Origin of the sequence: Leptolyngbya sp. AN10 (assembly GCF_050565645.1) — a bacterium.
Lineage (GTDB): Bacteria > Cyanobacteriota > Cyanobacteriia > Leptolyngbyales > Leptolyngbyaceae > Leptolyngbya.
This window is the reverse complement of sequence record NZ_JBNXVP010000071.1, coordinates 1-24,194: the sequence shown is the minus strand read 5'-3', so window position 1 is coordinate 24,194 and position 24,194 is coordinate 1. Positions and strand designations below refer to the sequence as shown.

At 47.3% G+C, this 24,194-nt stretch carries 13 protein-coding genes and 2 pseudogenes; 4 read left to right on the top strand and 11 right to left on the bottom strand.

Annotation, left to right across the window (positions count from 1 at the left end; translation table 11 throughout):
• Positions 1-126: 126 nt before the first annotated feature.
• From ACQ4M5_RS40040 to ACQ4M5_RS39995, 10 genes and pseudogenes are all read right to left on the bottom strand, one after another.
• Positions 127-678, bottom strand: a pseudogene (locus tag ACQ4M5_RS40040) (transposase); the annotation flags it as partial.
• A gap of 383 nt (positions 679-1,061) precedes the next feature.
• Complete coding sequence (locus tag ACQ4M5_RS40035; protein WP_430681377.1) at positions 1,062-2,351, bottom strand: glycosyltransferase; 1,290 nt, start codon at positions 2,349-2,351, stop codon at positions 1,062-1,064.
• A gap of 24 nt (positions 2,352-2,375) precedes the next feature.
• On the bottom strand, positions 2,376-3,335 hold the full coding sequence (locus ACQ4M5_RS40030) for an NAD-dependent epimerase/dehydratase family protein (RefSeq protein WP_430681376.1): 960 nt from the start codon (positions 3,333-3,335) through the stop codon (positions 2,376-2,378).
• Positions 3,336-3,358: 23 nt separating this feature from the next.
• Entirely contained in the window at positions 3,359-5,221 is a 1,863-nt protein-coding gene (locus tag ACQ4M5_RS40025; RefSeq protein ID WP_430681375.1) for a hypothetical protein, read from the bottom strand.
• 21 nt (positions 5,222-5,242) lie between these two features.
• Positions 5,243-5,545, bottom strand: a complete 303-nt coding sequence (locus ACQ4M5_RS40020; protein ID WP_430681374.1) for an acyl carrier protein — start codon at positions 5,543-5,545, stop codon at positions 5,243-5,245.
• Between the two features lie 148 nt (positions 5,546-5,693).
• Positions 5,694-7,355, bottom strand: a complete 1,662-nt coding sequence (locus ACQ4M5_RS40015) for a PfaD family polyunsaturated fatty acid/polyketide biosynthesis protein (RefSeq protein WP_430681373.1) — start codon at positions 7,353-7,355, stop codon at positions 5,694-5,696.
• Positions 7,356-7,380: 25 nt separating this feature from the next.
• A complete protein-coding gene (locus ACQ4M5_RS40010; RefSeq protein WP_430681372.1) occupies positions 7,381-11,310 on the bottom strand; it encodes a PfaB family protein in 3,930 nt (1,309 codons plus the stop codon).
• Positions 11,311-11,367: 57 nt separating this feature from the next.
• Positions 11,368-13,098 carry an SDR family NAD(P)-dependent oxidoreductase gene (locus ACQ4M5_RS40005; RefSeq protein ID WP_430681371.1) on the bottom strand — a complete coding sequence of 577 codons (1,731 nt, stop codon included), beginning with the start codon at positions 13,096-13,098 and terminating at the stop codon, positions 11,368-11,370.
• Positions 13,099-13,134: 36 nt separating this feature from the next.
• Positions 13,135-13,848, bottom strand: coding sequence for a hypothetical protein (locus ACQ4M5_RS40000; RefSeq protein WP_430681370.1), 714 nt, complete (start codon positions 13,846-13,848; stop codon positions 13,135-13,137).
• A 35-nt stretch (positions 13,849-13,883) separates the two neighbouring features.
• Complete coding sequence (locus ACQ4M5_RS39995; RefSeq protein ID WP_430681369.1) at positions 13,884-18,623, bottom strand: beta-ketoacyl synthase N-terminal-like domain-containing protein; 4,740 nt, start codon at positions 18,621-18,623, stop codon at positions 13,884-13,886.
• Between the two features lie 1,503 nt (positions 18,624-20,126).
• On the opposite strand from ACQ4M5_RS39995, the gene ACQ4M5_RS39990 reads away from it, so the two are divergent.
• From ACQ4M5_RS39990 to ACQ4M5_RS39975, 4 genes and pseudogenes are all read left to right on the top strand, one after another.
• On the top strand, positions 20,127-21,347 hold the full coding sequence (locus tag ACQ4M5_RS39990; RefSeq protein WP_430681368.1) for an HlyD family efflux transporter periplasmic adaptor subunit: 1,221 nt from the start codon (positions 20,127-20,129) through the stop codon (positions 21,345-21,347).
• A complete protein-coding gene (gene devC, locus ACQ4M5_RS39985; protein WP_430681367.1) occupies positions 21,344-22,519 on the top strand; it encodes an ABC transporter permease DevC in 1,176 nt (391 codons plus the stop codon). The genes ACQ4M5_RS39990 and devC overlap by 4 nt, the downstream gene beginning before the upstream one ends.
• A gap of 62 nt (positions 22,520-22,581) precedes the next feature.
• On the top strand, positions 22,582-23,265 hold the full coding sequence (locus ACQ4M5_RS39980) for a DevA family ABC transporter ATP-binding protein (RefSeq protein ID WP_430681366.1): 684 nt from the start codon (positions 22,582-22,584) through the stop codon (positions 23,263-23,265).
• A gap of 89 nt (positions 23,266-23,354) precedes the next feature.
• Positions 23,355-23,507: pseudogene (locus ACQ4M5_RS39975) on the top strand (transposase); the annotation flags it as partial.
• Here ACQ4M5_RS39975 and ACQ4M5_RS39970 read toward each other — a convergent pair.
• The gene (locus tag ACQ4M5_RS39970; protein ID WP_430681365.1) at positions 23,469-24,080 is read right to left on the bottom strand and encodes an ISAs1 family transposase; all 612 of its coding nucleotides are present in this window, start codon (positions 24,078-24,080) and stop codon (positions 23,469-23,471) included. The pseudogene ACQ4M5_RS39975 and the gene ACQ4M5_RS39970 overlap by 39 nt on opposite strands.
• Between the last annotated feature and the right edge of the window lie 114 nt (positions 24,081-24,194).

Here is a 24,194-nt window from a genome sequence, read left to right as displayed (position 1 = left end):
CTGATCAAATGTGCGGCACTGAATCGCATGATTCAGATTGCTAAACCCGATAGCTATCGAGTTGAAGCTTAATCTCGACTTCCCGCAATCCCAGAACAGTCACTTTCTCGATTCATGCAACAAAGCCATGTTAAAGTAAACGCCATCTGCCCACACATACACATATCGCTTGCCCTTGAGACTGCGGGTTTGCCAGTCTTCATGCTCAGTGATCCACTTTGTTTTCAAGCGGCTCATTGTCCTCGACGACAATCCTGCTGCATTTACGCCTAACAGTGAAGTTCATGCCTCCTCAAAATCTCCGGTTGAGATGCCTTTAAGATATAGCCATGGTAGAACTTCTTCCACCGAACGAGACCGCTTCAAGTACGGCGGCAGCAAGCTCGAATTGAACTTGATTCCACTTCGGCTTCTATCGCGCACTTTTGGCACTTGGACTGCGACTTCTCCGACTCCAGTTGTAATCGTGCGCTCCGGTAGATAGCCATTCCGAACGATTGCTTTGCGTCCTTGCTCATCTCGCAGTCCTTGATAGTGTTCTAGAAATGTTTGTAGTTCTGCTTCGACCGCTTGAGCAATAATTTGTTGTGCGCCAGTTCGGATCAGTTCTGTGAGTGCATCTGTGAATGTTTCTGTTGTCGCTGGCGTTTTGAATGCAATCAAGTTATCGTTGCTCATGGTGTATTCCTCGTCTGACCTTTTTTGTCTTTCAGCAGGATACGCCTTTTTTCTCCTTATTTTCCATACACCAGATCAAAGCATAACTCTGCCTCCATGCAGGACAACTCGATGTCTTTTCTTAGCGAATTTAGTGAACTTTAGAATCCCCTCTGTGTCTTGTTTCTAGCATTTACCCTGGCACTGGTTGCGTATCCCGTGGGGACAAGTGCTTAACGGAACGCGAAAGAGATACTTCGTTTGTCACTAAAAAGTATTTGCGACACAACCTAAAAGCTTAAGCAGTCCAAGCCACAGAAAATATCGAGCGGTGCCAGTCACTAGATCACCAACGCGGACAATCAGCATTGCGTGTAGCGAATCGCCTAAAAGTAAACAGTCTACTAAAGAGATTCTTTAGTATTGATGGGCTGGTTCAAAGAATCATAGGAGCAATAATTTAGCAGCCGAATTGCCCAAGCACCTTTAACCTGATAAACAATCCCGCGCCACTCGACCTGCTTGATGAGCAGCGTAGATAAAATAACAACTGCTCCTAGTATCTGCACGATCGGAATTCCAACCAGTGTTTTGATCATTGCGATGCCTGACAGTGGTGGCACTGGCTCACTACGGGTCTGCACCAATTGACGCACATTCAAATCAATCCACCCGATCAGGCAGCCCAAGCAGGCAATATAAATCGTGAAGCCAAGCGTTAGCCACAGACCGATCTGAGCCTGCCCAGCTAGTAAGGCAGCAAAGATACCAGCGCATAGTCCAATGAGTAAAATCGCTGCAAACAAGCTGTGCACTACCATTGCCCACCATGCTGGATGATAAAGCTTGGCTAAAAGTAGCTGTCGTCGCATCCAACGCAAAAAACTCGTTAGGGAACAGGTTTCCCGGTTGATCATCATCAATGAAGGCACAAACTTAATTTGAAGACCCAGCGATCGCATCAATGGGTACAGTACGACATCATCAGTGAGAGCATTTCCCCAGGTTTCCTGCAAATTAGCTTGCTCAAATCGCTCTCTGCGGAATGCAAACGAACCTCCCCAGGGGATTTGATAGAGATACATTTGCATAGATGCCGCAACATTCCATAAATACCGAGCGATCGAACCCCATTGTGTACCGATTGGCATATACCAACGATTTCCAGTTGTTAACCCAACGGTTGGATCGGCTAAAGGCAGCACGAGTTCCTGAAGCCAGGTTGAATGCGTCAGCGTATCGGCATCAACGAAGGCAACAACTTCACAATCGTCTGGTAGTTCTGAGAGTGCTTGCAGCAACGCGCTGCATTTTAGTCCACAGGTTAAGCGAGGTGACTTTAGAATACTGATGTGAACCGGAATTAGAGGCGGATCAGGCAGAATTTGCTTCAAAGTTTCCCAGGCTGGATCTGTGATGCTATCTACAACAATCTGTAATTCGTAATTCGGGTAGTTCTGGTTGAGGAGCGCTTCGATACACTTCGATAAAAACGGGTCTGCACCTCGTAGGCAAAGCACGATCGCGGCTTTCGGCAAGGTCTCTGGGTCGAACGATCGAGCATTGTGTAGCAGCGACTTTCTTAGATCTGACTGTGCTGAACGAAGTTGTCGCACAAATGCAATCACAAGCGGTAGTTGAGATATTACCCAGACGCTCAAACAAGCAAGGATTAGGAGAGTAAAGTGAGTCATAGCTGGGGTGCTGAATCGTTTTAGTCAAAGTAAAGGTGTCTGTCTGAGCCAGTCGGCAGTTCGGCTCATACCCTCGTCTAGAGTGATGCGAGGAACATAGCCTAAACTTTGGCGGGCTTTTTCAATCGAGTAGGGATAGGGACGGGTTGTAAAGCCGATCGTATCTGGCGAAATATTCAAGGCTTTAGCAGCAGCCTTAGCCAGAAATGCTGGCATTGAAATGGGCTTTGGTTGATTTGAAATCGTGGCAAGTCTGGAATAATAGTCTTTCCAACTGGTTTGAGCACCGTCGGTGATGTTGAAGGTTTCACCGTAGGCTTGTTTTTCAATTGCCAAAAAGCATCCGTCGATCAGATTGTCGATATAAACGTGATTCATCACTCCACACCCACCGTTGACCAGAACAAATTTGCCCGATCGCATCATTTGGAGCGGGCGAACGACCCAAGATGTTGCGTTCGGACCATAGACATCGCCAGGTCGAATGTTGATTACGCCGAAGTGAGGCGGATTGTTCAATTGAAGCAGCAGTTTTTCTGCTTCAATCTTGGTTCTGCAATAAAAGTTTTTGCCAGTGTAAAGCGCACCTTCCTCAGTGATTCCATTGGCATAGTTCATGCCATAAACCATGACGCTGGATAAATTAACAAAGGTGCCGACATGAGCATTGATTGCAGCAGTTGCCATCGTCAGCGTACCGTGAACATTCGTCGAGTAAAATTCTTCGGCGTTACCCGTTTCTTTGACGATCGCGGCTGCGTGTAGAACAATGTCTACATTCTCACAAGCCAGCTTTGCGGCTTCTGGATCGTTGATGCTTCCGACTAACACCTCTGCACCCAAGTCTCTTGCCTTTTGAGCTTTATCAGCAGAACGCTGCAATCCTCGCACCTTCATACCTTGAGCCAGTGCGAGTTCAGCCGTTCGCAATCCGATAGAGCCACCAATTCCCGTAATCAGCAGGGTTTTATCTTGAAGATTCATATCATAGAGCTGTGATAAATGAGCTACCGTAAAGCAACAGGTTCTTTGAGCGTCGAGAAATGCTTTCCGCCTAGCTCAATCTCTCCAGCCGTACAGCTAGGTTTGAGCCGACCCAACAGATACTCTAAATCGCGGGCGATGATGTTGGTTCCGTGATCAGGCTCAATCAAACTCACGAGCGCAATTTGATCGGTTACTTTCGCTGCTAAACTATTCATTCCTAAAAAGTTGAATATGCCCGACTCATAAGTGCCACAGGGAACTGAGGGATTGTTGACTCCAACGCAGTATTCATTGGGCTGAAACCATTTGATCGAGGGATAGCCGTGAAAATGGATCAGCGGCGCACCGTTCTCAATCAGTTCAGGTAGATAAAGCGCCGAAGCAAGCGCGATCGCGACCATGACATAGATATCGTAGGACGGTTTAATATCGGTTTTTGCCAGATCTAAACCCTGAGCAACCTGAAACACTAAGCGCTTTTTCAGTCCGATTCGAGTGACATCGCGATCGCGATCAAGCGCTGTTTTATTTGCGCCCGATCGTGAGCTAACTAACCAAATATCAGGAATTTGTTTGAATACGATCGTCTGTCCGATTTTGGTTTTGAGATACCAGCGACCTAAAGAATTTTGCCGAATTTCACTTGCACTAAAACCAGAGACCAGAGTGAGGGTTTCCCACTCAGCCGCAGTGATTTCTCGTGCTCCAACATACTGCGGCGGCTCAATGTAGCAAACAAATCCGTAGGAAACTCCAGTTCTGCCGTTGACAATAACATCAATGATGTCGCGGTGGGATTTGCGCTTGATCACTTCACTGAGCTTAGAGCCTGCGGGGAACAATCCGGTTTCTGCAAGTTCTTTACCAAGCGTGACGAGCTTTTCAGCGTAAGTCGAGGCTTGAGGATCAAATTCACCAATGTCAAAGCGATTCAGCGGAAGTGGCAAAATCGGAACAAAAATCTTTGGAATTAGCGAGTAAAGGACAAACTTCTCGAACTCAGTCCGAGGAAAGGTCGCATCTGACAGATTCATATTGAGAATCGAAAGCTGATCTTCAGAAATGCCGATCACCAGTTCCGAAAAGGTTTTGATCAGTGTGTTCAAGCCGATTTTGATCTTTTTGGGATAAGAAAGCTCTGGGCTTGCCATCTGTGGATTCAATTCCGCCAGCGTGATGACTTGTGTGTTAGTTGGATCTTGGATGCGCTTTGCGGCGTGTTCTTCTGCCCAACTCGATAGTTCAGCAATTTGCATGATCGAAAGCTTTCGATCTTTTGCCACAAAGCGGCAGTAGGTTTGATACAGTGTTTCTGCCGTCAAGATTCCAACCTGGCGCAGTACCGAGGGCGGTCGCTCGACATCAATAATGGCATTGATTCCCGCTCTGACAATCTTGACGTTGATGTTTTTGGAAACCCCAATCTTCGGTAGCTCGATCGGATATGAATACGCAACAGTCGCCGTTTCCCAGGGTTCTACCGTGACCCCATAGCGGACAAGCTGATTTTGCAGCTGCGATCGGAAGTTCAGAATCATTGAGTTACGGTAGCCTTTGGGTAAAGGGCGAAAGGTAACAGTGAGCTTCTGCGCCATCTGGAGTGGATCAACGATCGGGGGGCGGTAGTCGGCGGTTGCCGTTTCTGCTAAACCGCTAATCAAGCGCCCGATCGTACGCAGGCTGCCTCCTTCGGTTTCGTCGTCTGGCTCGATCGAGGTGTCTATTTGCAGAAACGACAGGATTTCGGTTTTATAGGTTGCTAATGTTTCTCGTACTTCTGGAGTGAGTGCTCCTTTAGCAGACCGAATGCTGAGTTTGTCTTGGTTTGCCTGAAGCAGGATGCCCTGTTGAGCAAGATCTGCAATGAGCTGAGGAATATTCATGCCGAGTCGCCTTCCCTGTGTTTAGAGTTCAAGAAATTCTGTGTCCGTGGTGACAAATTCTTCAGAGAGCCGTTCGGCAAGCGCTGCGATCGTAGGATAGTGCCAAAACAAAATCGGAGAGAGCGGACTCCCTAAAAGTGCTTCCGCTTTAGCAGCAATGCTCATTGCTTGAGCAGAATTCAGTCCATAGCTTTCGAGTGTGACAGTCGGGTCGATTTCGCTCGGCGACACCCCTAGCTGCTCTGCAACTTGATCAATCATCCAGACTTGGAGATTGGCAGTGGTTTCAGAGGGTGTGGTTGCGCCTGAAAGATGTTGAGTCATGCGTGAGCCTCTTTATGAGTGTGTTTGAATATCGTTCGTCGCATTTACCTGTCCCCGGACTGGGAGTCCGGGACGAGACAGAACAGAGTTAGAAAGCTTCTTATGCTTTTCAAACATCCTTCAAGATTGAAACATGAAGATTGAAACATTACTTTTTGCTGGGTGTTGGAATGTACTGGCTATACTGCGGTGCCATCAGAAGTCCTTGAGTTCTGAGATTTTGAATTCGGTACAAAAATGCTGCACCCCGCATGAGATGGTTTGCAACATCGCAAACGCGGCGATGTTGTGGCTCTTTTAGATAAGAGTGATTCACCCATTCGTTAAACGCACCCATCGCAGGTCCGCACCAAATTTGATAGTCAATTTCTCGCCCCGCCTCGCCGATGCTAGACCAGCGTGAAGATAGTCCCAAATACCACCGAAAGATCAGCGCCATTTTGCGCTTAGGATGGTTTATCGAACGCGCCAACTGCTCCGGATCACGCTGCTGAAAAAACGCAGTGGTTTCTTGCCAAACTGAATCTAGGGTTCTGCGGAAAATTTGCTTTTCTAGCTGTTCGCGCTCTTTGATCGGAATCGCTTCGATCGAGTCATAGCTGCGGTAAAGTTCGTAGAGTTTTTGAGCGCGTAGCGGAAACAGCGTACCGCGCTTGAGAACTTGTAGCTTCACACCCATCTCAAACATATCGGCAGCCGGAGCCATCGTCACATCGGTCGTTTCGGCTTGTGCCAGCAGTTGCTTTGTTTGGAACGAAGTGCCAGATTCGATACAGGCTTGGTTGACTGATCCGGTAACAACATACGCCGCTCCCATCATAAAAGCACCGAGTACCGCCTCCGGTGTACCAATTCCCCCGGCTGCACCGACTCGTACCGAATTGGTATAGCCGTATTTTGCTTGCAGTTCGTCACGCAGCACGATTAGCGATGGCAGTAAACAACTGAGAGGGCGATTGTCGGTATGTCCACCAGAATCAGCCTCCACAGTCAAGTCATCTGCCATCGGTACATACTCTGATAGCTTTGCTTGCTGCTCGGTAATCAATCCTTGAGCCACTAGCTCTTTTAACAGCTTGAGCGGAGCAGGCTGCATGAATTTAGTTGCAACTTCTCGCCGAGAAACTTTAGCAATCACTTTGTTTTGTACTTCAATTTGATGATTAGAGTTCAACGAGAGTCCCGCAACGCGATATCGAACAATGTGATCGGTTAGATCGAGAAATGCAGAAGCTTCTACGGTTCGGACTTGATGCTTAAGGTAGAGTTCAACTGCACCTTGCTCGATCGCAGTATCCATCGGGCTGTGAATCAAATTAAAGGCATACAAACCGTTCGGCAATGCTTGCTGAATTTGCACGATCGCTTGCTCTAAGCGGGCTAAAGGAAGTCCTCCCGCCCCAAAAGAACTGAGGATGCCAGCTTTTCCTAATGCAGTGACAAGCTCCACACTAGCAATCCCGCCTGCCATTGCGCCTGCTTGGTAAGCATACTGCACTCGGTGGAATGCCCGAAAGGTCGGATCTCCTAGCTGCTGCACCGAAAATGAAGGCAGCAGTACCAGCGCTTCAACCTGATTTGAGGATGCCGTCTCAGATCCAATCAAGCCATCGTTTGTCACGCCGATTTGCCCATTCATCCGAACGATATAGCAAGGTTGCTCAAGATTCAGTAGCTTTGCTTTGATCTCGCCAGGCTCGAAAGCAAGGCGATCAAGCGAACCTTGCCAAACTGGGGCGCGATGCACGGCATCTGTCAGTCCGATAAACTGTAGTCCATTTTGGGGTGGGGCAGTAGACACGATCGTCATGGTCAAAACCTCCTTGAATCGGTATCTATTGATCTGTGGCTAATCGAAACCCTAAGTCTTTGAGAATTGAAATTGTTTTGCCTTTGTAAATCACCATCACTTGAGCAATGACGTAGGGATCGGGTTCTAGCCCCACCTCACACATCTCGATTTCATAGCGGATAGAGCCAGAACTCGGCAGAATTTGCCCTCGATTGCGGGCACTCTGCAACCCTCGCAGCGTCGGCTGTAGGCTGGCGTTAACCATGCGGGAGTGAAAGCCTAGATACAATAGGTAAAACTGCAAAAGCTGGATTGCTCCACTCATCATCATGGTTCCAGGCAAACAGAAATCATCTTTAAAGTGGCAGTTAAAATACCAATCGTCAGGCTTGAGCCGTTTTTCGCCGACGATCGCACCCAAGCCCCACGCTCCCCCAAACGGATCAACCGAGAGGACGCGATCAATCATTCGGGCTGCGAGTGGAAACATCCGTAGAGCAGGATTGCGATCGGATGAGTAATCGGCTTTGCCAAAACAGGCGGTTAAATTTCCATGAGTTAAATGACTTAGATCCTGTTCGCTAAAGTGGGTCTTATCGCAGTGCAGCAATGGTTCAAACCGTTGTTTTTTAATCTTACTTTTCGCGACTTGCTCTATTTTCGTAAACGTTGCGCCACTTCCATCTTTGAGCTGATCATCAGTGAAAAATCCGCCCGCTGACTTTAGCTCCATAATTCGCTGACCTCGCACAAAGTAGTTGCAGGTGTAAAAGAACAGCAGCGTATCACTGCCGCGCACAAACGAAGTAATGTCGAGCTTACAGCAAAGGGTTTCACCGACTTTCGGCGCTTTGTTAAAGAAGCGAGTGCTACCATCCAATGCTCGATAAACCCGCTGACCTTTATTCTCGAAGTCAATCCCCAGATAGCTAATCAAAAACATATTGCTTTGACACGCTTCCATCAAAACCGAGGTTGGCAGATAGCCATCGACGCTGTACCAAGCATCGATCGGGATATCATACTCCGTCTCGATCGAGCAGGGTTCAAAGCAACCTTGTTTTGCGTCTAGCTGGGTTACACGACTGATAAACAAGTAGGGAGGCATAGGTAAGCGAACGCGGCGAGGATAAGTATCAATCACGGAGTATTCTGTCCCAAACACCGCAGCAATGCGACCTTGAGCAAACTCCAGGACAGCCGCTTGATCATAGATTGGGACTGCATTGCATCTAGAAGCAGGGAGCGAAGGTCGCTCAAGCACTTGGCTAGGTTGAGAAAGCATTTTTTCGGCAACTTTCACTTGCAGTTGAATCAGGTCGTTGATCTGGCGCAATTCCGCTTCGCGAGTTTGTAAAAAAGCAGCGTGAGATTGAGTTGAGGTAGGGATTGCAACTGAAGGCGCGTCTTGCCGTGAGAAGGACTTTGAGCTTGCCAAATCTGGATGCGATCGAAGTTCAGATTCGGTGGTTCGCTGTTTTTGGAACGCTCCACCTGACGGCTGAAGCTCCCTTATAGGTTCATTTCTATCTAAATGCAGTGTATCGAATTCATCTAAATACAATGGAGCAAGCGTCAGCGGAACTCGGTGACTCACTAATTTTGCTAACAACTTAAGCAAAGAAGTGTGATCATCAATACCTCGACTGTTGGTAAAGGTCGTAACTGGGCTGTGAGGCTTTAGGATTTCCGAAATCCAGCGTGTGCAAGTCGTTGCTGCTCCAACTTCGACAAAGATTCGCGCTCCGTCTGCATAAACTTGTTCAACTAAGCGAGGAAAATCGAGCGGTTGACAAATCATACGAGCGATCGCATCTCCTAATGACTGAGAAGCAATTTCTAGCCTTTGATAGTCTGCCGCAGAGTAGAACTTCATGCCAGTCTGGGGCTGTACTGGCAAGGTGAACCACTGTGTTAGCTCCTCTAGCTCCGATCGCGCAGGCGAACAATGAATCACGTTCTGAAACGGTGCGCGAAAATAGCTACATTTGAGCGATTGAATCACCCGCAAACAAGCTTCAGGATCGCCCGCCAACACAACTTCGTTAGGTGTATTAATCTGAGTTAGATATACCCGCTCTTCTGTACGAAGGCGTTCGAGCACCTCGACAAGAGGATGTATCACAATATAAATTCCCCAAAAGCTTTGATCAGCGGGATCTTGTTTCAGCGGCAGTCCCCAATGCTGGCGTACTGCGTTTTTTGCACCCATCAGACGATCGCGAAATAGCGCAGAAGTTGTCATCTGACGGGCGGTTTCTTCAGCTGAATCCCACACGCCAAGCGCAAGCAACATACTATATTCACCCAAACTGTAACCAAAGGCGGCTTTCGGCTGGATTCTAAAATGGTCGCGTAGGATCAGCGTATAACCCTGTGCAATCATAGGACCTGCCATTAAAGTGCTAATGCAATCTTCTAAAAGCTCGGTTTCTAGTTTCTCTAATTGGCGACCAGATAGCTTTTCTAGGCTGCGAGGATACACCCGCATCATCGCCTTATCGAGCAGTTCATGCGTCGCTGGCTTGCGAATCTTTTGGTGCAGTGTATCGAGAAGCTGCGGGAATGCTCGGAACATATCTCTCGCCATTCCTGGATAAGCAGTAAAGCCTCCCGGATAGACAAAGGCGACATCGCCAGTTTGACCTTGAGGATTGGGGGTGAAATAGCTGCCGATCGGCGTTTTCCAGTCTTGCTGTTGAGCAAAGGCAGTCGGAATTCCAACAATTGCACGCTGAAGTTCTCGATCGAGTTCTTCTTTGTGGTGTCCTAAGATAACAGCGGCATGAGGAAAGTGCGATCGTCGCTCAAATTCCGCGTGAACTTGACGAGCTAAACCTGCTAAAGAATCCGTTGCTTGAATTGATAGCTGCAATTGTTCTAGCTGCTCTGATAGATGCTGCTGATCGGTTGCCGCGATCGCAAAGAGATAGAACGGGCGCTGCTGTAAGTAATGCCGAGTGCGATCTCTTTGTCCGGGTTCTTCAGACAAAATAATGTGACAGGTCTGACCAAATCCTAAGCTATTTATCGCTGCAATGCGTCGATCAGCTTCAGGAGGATAGTACCAGGGACAAGTTTCCGTTGGCACATAGAAAGAGCTACCTTGCCAAACACTTGGATGTTTCGGCTTCGACCAGTGCGGCATTCTGGGTAGATATTTGTAGTACAAACAAAGCGCTACTTTAATCAAGCCTGCGATTCCAGCGGTGGTTTCTGCGTGACCCATGTTCGCCTTGACACTACCGATCGCGCAGTGTAATTGATCGCGATCGCTGGCATAAGCCTGAATCAGTCCAGCAATCTCAGCGGCATCTTCTTGAGGAATTGCACCACTAACTTCGAGATACCCGATTTGCGCTGCTTGTCGTTGAGCTTGTGCTAGGGCTTGCTGACAGACTTGATAAACCTGATCTGAGGTTGGTGCTGAGGTGTTATCGGGCATCTGCATCCGGCTCACCGCCTCAACCACCGCATAGATTTTATCTTGATCGCGTCGTGCTGTGTCTAAGCGCTTTAGCACCAATGCCCCTGAACCTCCGCCTGGAATCCTTACAGCCGCAATCAGCACAGCATCAAACGATTGTGAAGCGAGTAACTGTTGAGCCACCTCTAGAGCTTTGAACGAAGCGTCTTCTTCAGCAGTCAATGAAAAAGTAGAGCCTGAGAAGTTCCAGTGTGCAGCGAGTTGACTTGCGACTAGATTGACGCGATCTGAGTCAGGAACAGTCTCATTTTTTACAGATGCAATCACTGCAATGTTTAGGTTCTCTTTTAATCTAGCATCGCTGATTGCGCCATTGCATACCTGAATCAGCAGCATTTGAGCTGTGACTGGATCGCGTTCTTCAGTCAGCGCCGATTCGCCTTGATAAATGCAGCGATCGAAGGCTGCTAAACTATCGCAGTTGCCAAAACTGGCATCCATTCCAACGATCGCCAGTTTTGGCAAGGGTATCTGTTTCTGATTCATCGCTCTCGTCCCGAAAAACAACAAATTATCAAAATAAAAGGCTTGCTGTAAGTCTTTTTAAGGGTTAGCTGATACCTCTAGAGTCCCAAATTGCTGAAGCAGTCGCTGGCTAATGGTGGCTTTCGCGCCAGATAAAAGCATTAGAACCTCGCCGTGTTCATTATAGATAGTGGCATTGGCAACGATACTGGTGGAAGTTTTTAGCTGAACCTCGATCAAGACTTGAAACAAAGTTCCTAAAGAAAACGGTTTGAACTGAGTAATTTGCTGAAATTCTGAAGGGAGAGCACTCACACCATACATTTGCTTCAACCAAATCAAAACGCTCTGAAGGGCAACATCCACACCATAGGGATTAAAGCGACGAACGGCGAACTGTCCCTGCTGCTGTAATTCCATGTTAGGCAAATAGCACTGAGCAATCAGCGTCTTTTCAGTCAAATCTACCACCTGTTGCACTCCCTGAAAGGAAGCACCATGAAACAATGTTTTATTTTGATAAAACGATGCTCCACTTTGGCTTTTGTCGGTTGAAGTTGCCCAAAGGAAACGGGTTGGCTCTTGAAAGAATTGTCGTCTTAAGGTCACTTGACCACTGTAATGAAAGCGAATTTTACCTTTTTCTTTCTCGCTCCAAATTCTGACTTCAAACGTAATTTGCTCTGCATCAATTTTGCTTAGTTCCTGCACATCTGCAATATAGTCATCGGCTTGCGTTCCATCGAAAACAATGCCTTTGAGAACTCTAAAATCTTCCAAACTAGAAAACGGATAGCTCGGATAAAGCTGCTCACAAAGACTGATCATCCAATGCGCTGCACAGGTTGCTGGAAGCACAGGAGATTCACCGATCGTATGATCGAGCAAAAACGGATTGTTCTCTACTGTTAAATGGCGATGGATTCGATAGTTTCGGAGTTCCGCTGCTAAAGCAGCCACAGGCGGCGTTAGCGCACTGCCAATGACAACTTGAGCCTCTTGATCAACCGACTGAAGCTCTTGTACCAAAAGCTGAGTTCCTACCTCCACGGGAATCACTTCGATTCCTCGATCGAGAAAAGCGCGTTTGAGAGCAGGCGTAACCATACCGCTTTCCCAGGGACCCCAATTAATCGCAACCACATGGCAAGTTGGATAATGCTGTTGGATTAAGTGTGCAGACTTGTTAAGAATTTCGTTAGCGAGGGCGTAATCTGACTGTCCAGGACTGCCAAAGAAACCCGCCACCGACGAGAACAATACTAAATGTTTGAGGTCATCAAGATTGACGCATTTGAGCAAGTTTTCTAGTCCTGTAACCTTGGTTGCATAAACTCGATCGAAGTCCTGCTCGGTTTTCTTTTCGATCCATTTATCCGCTAGTGTTCCTGCTCCGTGAATCACACCTGTTATCGCTCCCCACCGCGCGGTAATCGGAGAAAGCGCAGCTAAAAGCGCGGATCTGTCAGTCACATCTGCAACACAATATTCCGCTTGGCTTCCGGTTTGCTCCAATGCCTGCAAGGTTTGACGAATTTCTCGGCTACTGACGATCTCGCTGTATTGTTTCTGAATCGCGATCGGCGTTGGTTTTTCCCCTTGCGCTTGCATATCCTGCATAATGCCGCGCTTGAGGTCAGCTTCGGTGCAGCAGTCTTCTGCCCAACTGGGTAGAGTAATTACCTGCGATCGACCCAGCAAAATCCAACGGCAGGGGAAAGTTTTCGCTAAACGAATCACACACTGAGCCGTAATACCTCTAGCGCCGCCGCTGACGAGAAAAACAGAAGAAGGAGAAATCAGGGTCATGAGAATGATAGCAACAGTATGCTTCAAACGTGTGCTTCAACTTGAACAAGTCAACATTGCTCGTCCTTCGGGACTGTAAGCAACTTCTACAATGCTAAGATTCGGATCATGAGCTTCCGCTAAAACTAAACGGGCAGCCTGTTCAGCATCAAAACTAGGTGCTAAATCGATCGTGCGGCAGAATACTGAAGTCCATTCAAAGTTGAGTGTTTTAGTCAGTCCAAACAGTCCTGCACTAATTGCCCCAAAGTTACCTTGATGGCTTAGTCCAAACTTGCCATCGAGCCGAACAACGGTGAGAAAGCGGTTCCGCCCTGCACTTGCGGCTTCATTTAGCAAAGGTTTGAGATGCTTGGCGATCAAAAATACAAGCTTGACGATCGCGCGATCAGTCGAAGAAGAAATCAAGCCATCGCTTCGGTCAAGCAACACCTGTGGATGGAGGTGAATTGGATGGAGGTGAATAAACTGTGAAATCGCGCCATGTTCTACCGCAATCGCGTCCAACTGCTGCTGCAAATGGGCTTCACTAAGGTCTTTTAGAACAATGCGAGTCGCTGCCGTGGGAAGCAGCGATCGAACTGCAATCATAGATTCTGGAAAACTTAAAACAATCACCTTCCAACCCTCGCGAATTAGCGAATCAGCAAGTTGAGTCGAAATGGAACCATCATCAGTGAGTAGACAAATCGGTGACTTGGGGAGCGGAGTATCCAACCAGTCAGGACTGGGAAGCGGTTGCAGTCTCACCCGACTGCGAAAAATCTTTGAGCTGATCGAGTCGTTTAGGGATTCGCTAGACTGAGGTGTGAACTTTTTTTTTGAGCCAGTTCCTGCATCGCATCGATAATCTGTCCCAATGTCAACAGTTCAATCAAGTCTTCGGGATTCGGATTTGGCGCATCTGGAAACCGCTCTTGCAGTGCTCCTAGAATCTCAACCCGCTTGATCGAATCAATGCCTAAGTCCGCTTCCATCGCCATCTCGACTTCTAGCATCTCTACGGGATAGCCCGTTTTTTCACTCACAATCTCTAAAAGAGCAGTCTGAAGTTCTAGGGGATCAATCCCTACTACAGTAGCAGTTTCAACTGAAGCTAACGGACGATCGACGATGTTAATCGCAACTTCCTCAAAGCGAGGTTCAGGTTCCATCTGATCACTCTGATCACTGTTCATCACCGGAAGATCTGACGCTGATGCGGGCTGAATCAACTCTGGCTTAGAGGGAAGCTGAGTAGCTAATTTCTGCATAGCATCGATAATCTGTCCCAATGTCAACAGTTCAATCAAGTCTTCGGGATTCGGATTTGGCGCATCTGGAAACCGCTCTTGCAGTGCTCCTAGAATCTCAACCCGCTTGATCGAATCAATGCCTAAGTCCGCTTCCATCGCCATCTCGACTTCTAGCATCTCTACGGGATAGCCCGTTTTTTCACTCACAATCTCTAAAAGAGCTTGGCTAATCGCAGAGCGATCGACCTCGAAAGCTGGAGTGATGTCCTGAGAAACTTCGTTCATTAAAGGCGCTGGATCAGTGTTGTGAACTGTCTTATGACCGTTCGTTCCAGTATGACCTGAACCATTCTTAGGAGCACGGCTTGAATCTGAATGCTCAAGGTAGTTTGATTGATTGTGACTTGATTGATTGTGACTTGATTGATTCCGCGCTGCATTCCTATTCACTGGGGCAACCGAACCTTGAGCAAGAGTGGCTAAAGTCGGAGAGATCTGCTTTGCTTGCTCTGGTAAGGGTATCGCAAAGTTCAGGGACGGAACTGCATCTGAACGAGAAGCCGTCACAGGCATAACAGACGAATCGAGCTGCGATCGCGCCGTTAGCCGTTTAGAAGTCGTCTCTTGTCCAGTCAGCAGCAAACTATACTGTTGCTGAATCATCTGCGAGAAGCCGCGTGTGTATTCCATCTGGTGAAGCAGTGAATGCTCATGAATTCGCTGTGTTTCTGCCTGATGGTGATGAAACTGCATCATACTGCGCTCCAAACTATCTACCACAGCGGAATCTCCGTTGAGCAGCAAGTTTTGCTGCTGCTGCGTCAGATGAAGAAAGATTCTGGCATATTCCATCTGGTGGTTGAGATACTGCTGATGCACCTGTAGGCTCTCATTCTGGTGCTGGTGCAACTGGGCAAGGCTGCATTCTAAGCTGGTTAAAATGCGCGAGTAGTCGAGGGAAGCATCTGACATGGATTGAATTTGGGATTGAGTGTGGAAACTAGGGGACAGTTCGGTCGATCCAGTCGCTTGATCAACACTAGAGGCAGAGTTGACGGAAACTGCTCGATCGACAGGCGTGTGAACTGTGTTTTTACGGGAAGCGCGAGTCAGCGCGGGATGATTTTTAGTATGTCCATTGCTACTTTCTTGAGGTTCAGGGTTGCTGCCGTTTGAGGTCGCTTTCTCATCTGTAACAGTGACAGCAGCGATCGGAACCACCCTCGGAGCTAACGAAGCTTTTTTGGCACTGCTAACCTCCACAGGCTCAGCTTTCTTCTTAGAAGCGGTATCGATTTGAAATCCATCATTGAGCGCGCACTCGAAAGCTTCACGGGTTTTTTCGCTGACATAGTTCGTGCAGTTCAAGCGCACGTTTAGCTTACTTTTCTGACGCTGCACCGAATAAGCTTTTTCATAGGAATCTAAGTCTTTTAGCGGCAGCCCAGCGACTCGCAGTTGCATCATCGCTTCTCGCAGTTGCTGATCACTATCTTTGCGCCCGTCCGCATTCAGCGCGATCGCCAAGTGAGGTCGTCCTTCAAGGATTGCTTTGACTAAATTCGTCAGCACATTCTTCGGACCAAACTCAACAAAGCAGAAGCCTCCATCCTCGTAAATTGTTTCAATTTGCCGCTGAAACTGCACAGAGTTAACCATGTGCTGCTTTAGCGTACTTTGAATTTCGGACGGCGCAGACGCATAGCGCTGTCCGGTGATGTTGGTGTAAACCGGAATTTGAGGAGGGTTGAATCTGATGGCACCAATCGCTTCTGCAAACGGTTGTTGAGCGTGTGCCACCAGTGGCGTATGGAAAGCCCTGGATACGGGAAGCAGTGTCGTTTTAATGTTCTGCTGCTGCAAGACTTTTTCAAGGGCTGCGATCCCAGCTTTCGTTCCAGCTAAAACAACTTGCTGCGGTGAGTTCCAGTTTGAAATTGCCACTTGAGGGTGTAATCGCAAGATTTCTGCAATCCGATTCGCATCGCCTTTGACGGCTATCATTGCTCCCGCTTCGTTCTGGGCGGGGGCTGCCATTGCCTGTCCTCTCGCTTTCACCAAACAGTAGTAGTCCTCATCGGTCAAAACTCCACTTGCCCACAATGCGCCTAGTTCACCAAAGCTATGCCCTGCGACAAAATCAGGTTTAAATCCAGTCTGCTGCAAAATCTTGTAAAGACCTGCACTAAGAGACCCGATCGCGGGTTGAGCGTATTCTGTTTTTTGTAGCCTCTCAATTTGGGCGCGTCTCTGACTGTCCTCAAAAACTGATGGAGGAAACACAACTTCAGAAATCGGATTCAGCCCATCTTCGGTCATTAACTGATCCATGTCGCCGAACGTCTGCCGCATCATTGGGAAGCTAGTCGCGATCATCTGCCCCATGTTCAAGTACTGCGAACCTTGCCCAGAAAATAGCGCTACGACTCTGCCCTGTAAGTCTAAGCTAGTGGCACGGTAGTAAATCCCTTGCGGATGCTCCCACGCTTCCTCAGTCTTCGCTTGTAGCCATTGAATGGCAGTATTCAGCTTGGTTCGAGCCTCTTTCAGAGAACTTGCCACAAATCCAATCCTTGCAGCAGCAGCAGGAATTTCTGCGGTTCGTGCGGCGGCGATCGCCGATGCATAGTCTTGTTCTGCTTGCTCTGAAGTTAGTTGATTCAGCAAGGTTTCGCACTGAGCCAAAAGCTGCTCACGAGTTTCAGCAAACAGCAGCAGCGATTGAGGGGCACGATGCAATCGGTAAGGTTGCTCATGTTCAGGTTGATACTCTTCTAAAACCACATGGTAGTTTGTGCCTCCAAACCCGAAAGAGCTAACTCCTGCTCGTCGAGGGGGTGCGCCGTTTGCCCGAATCCAGGGGCGAGTTTTGGTATTAAGATAGAACGGCGAGTTTTCAAGGTCTAACCGAGGATTGGGAGCCGTGATGTTGAGCGTCGCAGGCAAGATTTTATGATGAAGCGAGAGTGCAACCTTGATCAAACTCGCTGCACCTGCTGCTGCTTTGGTATGACCGATTTGAGATTTGACACTTCCGAGGGCGATCGATTGCCGCTTTGCTTTTCGATCATTAAACACCTGATTGAGCGCTGCAAGCTCTGAGGGATCTCCTGCCATTGTTCCTGTTCCGTGCGCTTCGATCAGTCCGATGGTTGCAGGATCAATCTTTGCATCTGCATACGCCCGCTCTAGCGCTTTCACTTGCCCTTCCGGACGCGGCGCATAAATGCTCTTAAATTTACCGTCGCTAGAACTTCCAATGCCTTTAATCACTGCATAGATACGATCGCCATCTCGCTCGGCATCTTCTAACCGTTTGAGTACCATCATGCCAATGCCTTCGCCCAGCATCATGCCGTCTGAATTGATATCAAAGGGGCGACTTTGCCCAGAGCGAGATAAAGCAGGAGTCTTGCTAAAGCAGAGATAGGCAAAAATTGAATTGTCGGTATCAACACCGCCCGTCAGCATCATGCTACAGCGTCGTTCGACTAGCTCACTCAGCGCCATTTTGAGCGCAGCGAGAGAACTTGCACAAGCGGCATCGACCGCACAGTTCGTTCCGCCCAAATTCAACCGATTTGCAATCCGTCCAGGAACCACGTTCGCCAACATACCCGGAAAAGCATTCTCTTCCCATTGCACATAGGCAAGGTTAAGTTTTTCAATAATTTTCTGTCTGTCTTCCGCAGAGATGCCAGTACTCTTTAACACTCGCTCCCAAAGGGGGTATTGCAAGCGAGCAGCAAAGGGTTGAGCGAGTTGCCGACCGACCGCTACTCCTAAAATCACGCCCGTATCTGCATGATCAAACTGACGCGATTCTCCATATCCAGCGTCCTCGATCGCTTGTCTTGCCACTACAAGTGACAGTAACTGAGAGATATCTGTCACCTCTAAGAGGTTGGGCGGTAAGCCAAACTCCATCGGGTCGAAATCAGTATCTGGAATAAATCCGCCGCGTTTGGAATAAGTCTTATCTGGCGCACGAGGATTGGGATCATAGTAATCATCAACACTCCAGCGGGAAGAAGGCACATCTGTGATGCAATCGACTTCATGCAGAATGTTCTCCCAATATTCCTGCAAATTTTGAGCCTGGGGAAAAACGGAAGCAATTCCTACGATTGCGATCGGATTCCGTTGAAGCTGACCATTGAGACTTTCAGTTTGAGTGGGTTGCTTAACCATCGTTCTCTTAACCTTTATAAGTTCAGCGAGAGCAGTTTCGATGTCGCCCACCTCATTTTGTAAATGTGCTAGGGCAGCAACAATTTTTGAAGCAGACATAGACTGAATCTTCGTAAACGAATTGACGAATAGGGCTTCAGGTCTGAGTAAGTTCCGATAGACTTGCAAGATGAGATCGTATCTATTTCCACAGCTTCTGGCTTTGATCGCAACTCTGGAGATGCACTTGCCCTTCAGAATTGACCTTACCTTAACTGATTGATGAATGCGTACAGACTGAACGAAGCGTAACGTAAGCCGAATGGTAAAGATCTGACTTACTGATAAAGCTCTATATTGATAAGGCTTCATCAACAATGCCTCAAGAGCAAAGCATTGTGAGCAAAGCATTGTACTGTGACTTATTCGACTGGCTAAGTCCGTTCAGCTAAAGAAGTGAAAGTTTGCTCGACAGGATAATAGGTAAGAGCCTATGCAGCAGATTCTTGTACCGTGTTCTAACGATCGCGAACCAGTTAGAATTCTTAGACACAACCCTTCTATCAAATGATTGAAAAAAATACAAGCCTCTGGTCTTGTATCAGAATGAATTTAATTCACCAGAAAAGCTGCGTGTAGCTTAGCTCGACAAAAGCAGCCTTGTTAATCACTTTACACAAACTTTACGAGTTAAATTTGACCTAAATCTATCGTTGTCCCAGTTTTTATTTCAGTCAATCTATATCGGTCAGAACGTTGTAGACATATTGCTATTAATCTTGATAGATACTGAAGGTTAGATGATAGAAGAATACTTCTTTATCATCCCTTCATAATCTTTAAACTCGATAAAAACTTGCTTGAAAAAAACTGTGAATTCAAACAATTAAGCTGAAAGTGTGAAAGATAGATAAGTTATGAATCTATAACTTAATCGGCGAAGTAACATTCATAACAAGATACTCGAACTGCCGCAAAAAATGGCACAGGTATATAACTATGTAAGGGTGGATAATTCGCAGTATTGCTAGTAGTTTTTCACGATGTAATCCCAACTATCCCAGGGTTTGCGCTCGAATTCAACTGGCGGCAGATTATGCAAATTCGTCATAAAATTTGGTTTTTTTCGTATCAAAAAGCGCTTTGCTTGATAGCGTTCTCTCTACTACTTTAGGGTGATAATTTCAGATTATTAAGGCGACAATAATCGCGCTACTGATCTATTTAAGCACCTCGAATCTAACAACTTCAATCATGTGCCAATTTCGCTGATTACAGAGTAGAATTTAGACTCAGAATAATTTTATTCGTAGTATTAAGAAACGCTGTTAAATGTCCCAATTAAAAGCGCAACAGCACCGTCCACTTTTTCATCTTGTGCTATAGTGCTATCTGAATTCACCTAAATTGGTTGTATAGCAATTAATTGTGAATGTGGATAGAGATATCGTGTCTCCCAGCGTTTACTCTATAGACTGAACTACTAATCTATAGACTGAACTATTAATCTATTAGCAGCTTAGTCCTGAGTGTTTGCAAGCCTAGTAGATATCACGGTGCAGTTTCTTTAGAAAGCCAAACTCGTTGCTCTAGTTCCGTCAGTAAAATTCAGTAGGAATCGCTATGGTGCAGAAGGAAAGTCAGCATTACGACGAACCTTTCGATCAGCGGAAAAGTCGATCGAAGCAGTTGCCTACAGCCTTGATGATCGTTATATCGGCGGTAGCTGGAGGAGGTGCAGTGTATGCCCTTAACCGCTTACAGCCATCAACTCATAACACTGCCCTCACCGTTGACAAATCCTCGCTACCGACATCGAATTCGATTGGGGCGCTTGGGAAATTGGAACCAAAAGGGAAAATTACGCGCTTGTCTGCGCCAACCTCAGCGGAGGGGAGTCGGGCAGTAGCTGTGATGATTAAAGAAGGAGAAAGAGTGACCGTTGGGCAAGTTGTCGCAGTCTTAGATAATCACACTCGTCGCTTAGCGGCTTTCGCGAAAGCCCAGACCGAGGCTCGTGTTGCAGAGGCAAAGCTTGGGCAAGTCAAATCGGGCAAACCTGAAGAACTTGCCGCGCAAAAAGCATTGGTGGGAAAAGCAGAGGCAGAGCAAGGCGGCATTAATGCCCAGATCGAATCTATTGCTCGTGTACAGGCACAACTAAAAGATGCTCAAAACCAGTACGATCGCTTCTCACAACTCCGCCAAGACGGAGCGATTTCCGATTTTGAGTTAGACGGCAAGCGGCTCCCAGTCGCAACCTTAGAGGCTCAACTGAAGGAAGCCCAAGCAACCCTCGTTCGCTTGCAGCGATCGGCTCAAGCACAAGTCAAAGAAGCAACCGCAAACCTCGATCGAACTCAAGCTACCAATCCAACTGATATTCAAGTCGCAGAAGCGCAGCTTGCCAGCGCGAAAGCAGCCGTGGCACAAGCAAAGGAAGATTTAGAATTGTCGTATATTCGCTCCCCGATCAACGCTGTGGTGCTCAAAGTCAATGTGCGTGCAGGCGAGATCATTGGAAACAACGGGGTTGCTGAATTAGGGCAAACCGATCAAATGACCGTGTTGAGCCAAGTTTATAAAACCGATATTCATAGAGTGCGCGTTGGGCAACAAGCAACTGTCACCAGTGAGGCATTTGCGGGAGAGCTACGAGGCACAGTTTCTGAAGTCGGTTTGCAGGTAAAACCGCAAGACATCATTAATACAAATCCCTTAGCCAACATGGATAACGACGTTGTTGAAGTGCGAGTTCAGCTCGACCCTAAAGATAGTCAAAAGGTAGCGGGTTTTAGTAACCTACAGGTTCAAGTTGTAATCGCGGCAGAGATTAATCAATGATATTGGCAATTCCTGTTGCTTGGCTGCAACTGATTCATCAAAAAACACGTTTTTTTGCAACGCTGGTCGGTGTTACCTTCGTGGTTGTTTTGCTGTTTGTCCAGGTTGGCTTCCGAGATGGACTATTTGACAGTGCTGTGCGAATTCATGAAAGCTTGCAGGGCGACTTGTTCATGATCAGTCCTCAGTATAAAGCTCTAACAGCGCAACAGAGTTTTTCGCGATCGCGGCTTTACCAGTCATTGGGAGTCAAAGGCGTAGAGACAGTCAGCCCCCTGTATTTGCAGTTTGGCAAACTTCGCAATCCAGAAACCGGGCAGAAATTCTCGATTTTTGTGTTTGGAGTTGATCCTGGTGAAACTGTGTTCAAACTTCCTGAAATTAACCAAAATATTAGCCGAGTCAGTATTGCTGATCGCGCTCTATTCGATCGAGAATCTCGTCGAGAGTTTGGACCAATCTCAGAAGAATTTTCAAAAGGACATTCTGTCGAGATTGAGCTTGCTCCTTTTAACAACATCTCGCAAGCAAATCGCTTACAAATTGACGGTCTATTTAGCATTGGACCCTCTTTTGGAGTAGACGGTAACTTAATTGTGAGCAGCTCGACTTTTTTCAGATTGTTTAACGATCGCGATCCAACCGAAATCGATATCGGTCTAATCAAGCTAGAAGCGGGTGCTGACCTGGAAGCGGTGAAAGCAGCCTTAGTCGCTGAATTGCGCTCAGAGGTTGAGATTTATACTCTAAAAGAATTCGTTCAAAACGAGAAAACTTATTGGGATGTCCGAACTCCTGCTGGATTTTCTTTTAGAGTGATGGTCGTGATGGGCTTTATTGTTGGAGTTGGAGTGGTATACCAAATCCTCTATAGTAATATTTCTAGCTGTCTAGTTGAGTATGCAACTCTCAAAGCAATGGGACACACTGTTAAATATTTGTTCACGATTGTATTTCAGCAGTCATTGCTTTTGGCAATCTTAGGATTCATCCCCGGTGCACTCATTGCTTTAGGGGTCTACAGCATTACGAGAAATGCAACACAACTACCTGTTTACATGACAATTCACCAATTCTTGTTTGTTCTAGCTTCCGTCGTGACGATGTGTTCTCTTTCAGGCATGGTTGCTGTCGGAAAACTTCGGGGCGCTGACCCTGCCAACATCTTCTAGCTCACTTTTGAACAGCAAGTCTTTAATTTCCTACCTCAGAGCTTAAAAAATCCCTGTGTCCTATGCCTGAGCAACCTGTTATTTCTATCCACAATCTCGACTATTCTCTAGGACAAAAAGCATTAGAAAAGCAGATCTTATTTGATATACACCTAACAATTAATGCTGGAGAAATTGTGATCATGACGGGTCCCTCCGGATCAGGGAAAACAACATTACTCACACTCATTGGAGGCTTACGATCGATTCAGCGCGGTAGTCTCAAGTTCATCGGAAAAGAATTGCGCGGTGCTGATCAGTCAGAAATGGTAAGGATTCGCAGACGAATTGGGTACATCTTCCAAGCACACAATCTACTTCCCTTCTTAACAGCGCGTCAAAATGTCCAGATGGGTTTAGAGTTTTACAAAGATATTCCTGCACAAGACGCACGCAGCAAATCCGAAGCAATGTTGAGAGCGGTTGGACTCGGCAAACAGATTCATCTTCATCCGAATCAGCTATCCGGTGGGCAAAAGCAACGAGTCGCGATCGCCCGCGCCCTGATTGGCAACCCTAAACTCGTTTTAGCAGATGAACCAACGGCTTCGCTTGACGGAAAGACAGGTCGAGATGTTGTGACTTTGATGCAACAGTTAGCAAAAGAGCAGGGCTGCTCGATTCTGCTAGTAACGCACGACAATAGGATTTTGGATGTTGCCGATCGGATTTTAAGTATGGAGGATGGTAGATTAGTCGAGTCTTAGAGGGTGTTTGAAAAGACTATCAAGGGGGTAAAAAAGCTCTCTAGGTATAAGCTGTGAATAGATAAACGACACAGCACCGAGAGAGCCACATGAGTAAATCATATCCGAGTAATCTAAGCCCTGCTCAATATGAACTGTTGAGAGATTTGCTTCCCAAAGCAAAACCGGGTGGACGACCGCGAGAAGTCGATTTATGGGAAGTCCTAAATGCCATCTTCTACATCTTGGTCGAAGGCGTGCGAGACGCGGGCTTTACCGGTAGGGCTGATTCTCCAAAGGAAGGAAAGTAGCTTCGGCAAATCATGCTTAAACAGACGTTGGGCTTTGGTAATCGAGTGGTGTCCTGCCGCCCGAAAGCTAGAGATCGTCCAAGAGCGCAGGAGCGCCATGAACTGAGCTGGATGAGCCGATTGGATCAAAGAGGCATCCTGGGATTGCACCACATCTCTGACCCAATGCACTTGGTTTTCCAAACTGGCACGATGATTACGAATCAAAGCGGCAGCTTGCTCTGCTGGAATGACTTGGCTGAGGAGATACCAGGAATCGGTGTGGAATGACTTGCCTTGGCGCGTGCCTTGGCGCTGAACGTGAGCGATTGCGGCTAAACCACACCAGTGTTGCTGGAACCGTTCAGGTGCAGCAAAGATGGCGACCGTGCGCTCGACCGTGCGTCCATGCGTTGTGTCGAGTGCTTGAAACCGACTGAGCGGAGTTTCGCTCTGGCTCAGGGTTTGCGACGCTTGCAGCAAGGTCTTCTGGTTTGCTTTTAAGCCGATACAGTAGTGATTGCCGCTCTCGACGGGGTATGTCAAGAGTTTTGTGTCAAAGCCCAAAATCTAAGTTGAAAAGCGATCTTCAAATTCGATCGCAAATCGATTTAGAGCCGCTTTCCAATCTTTAATTGGCATCGTCCACTTTTTGGCAAT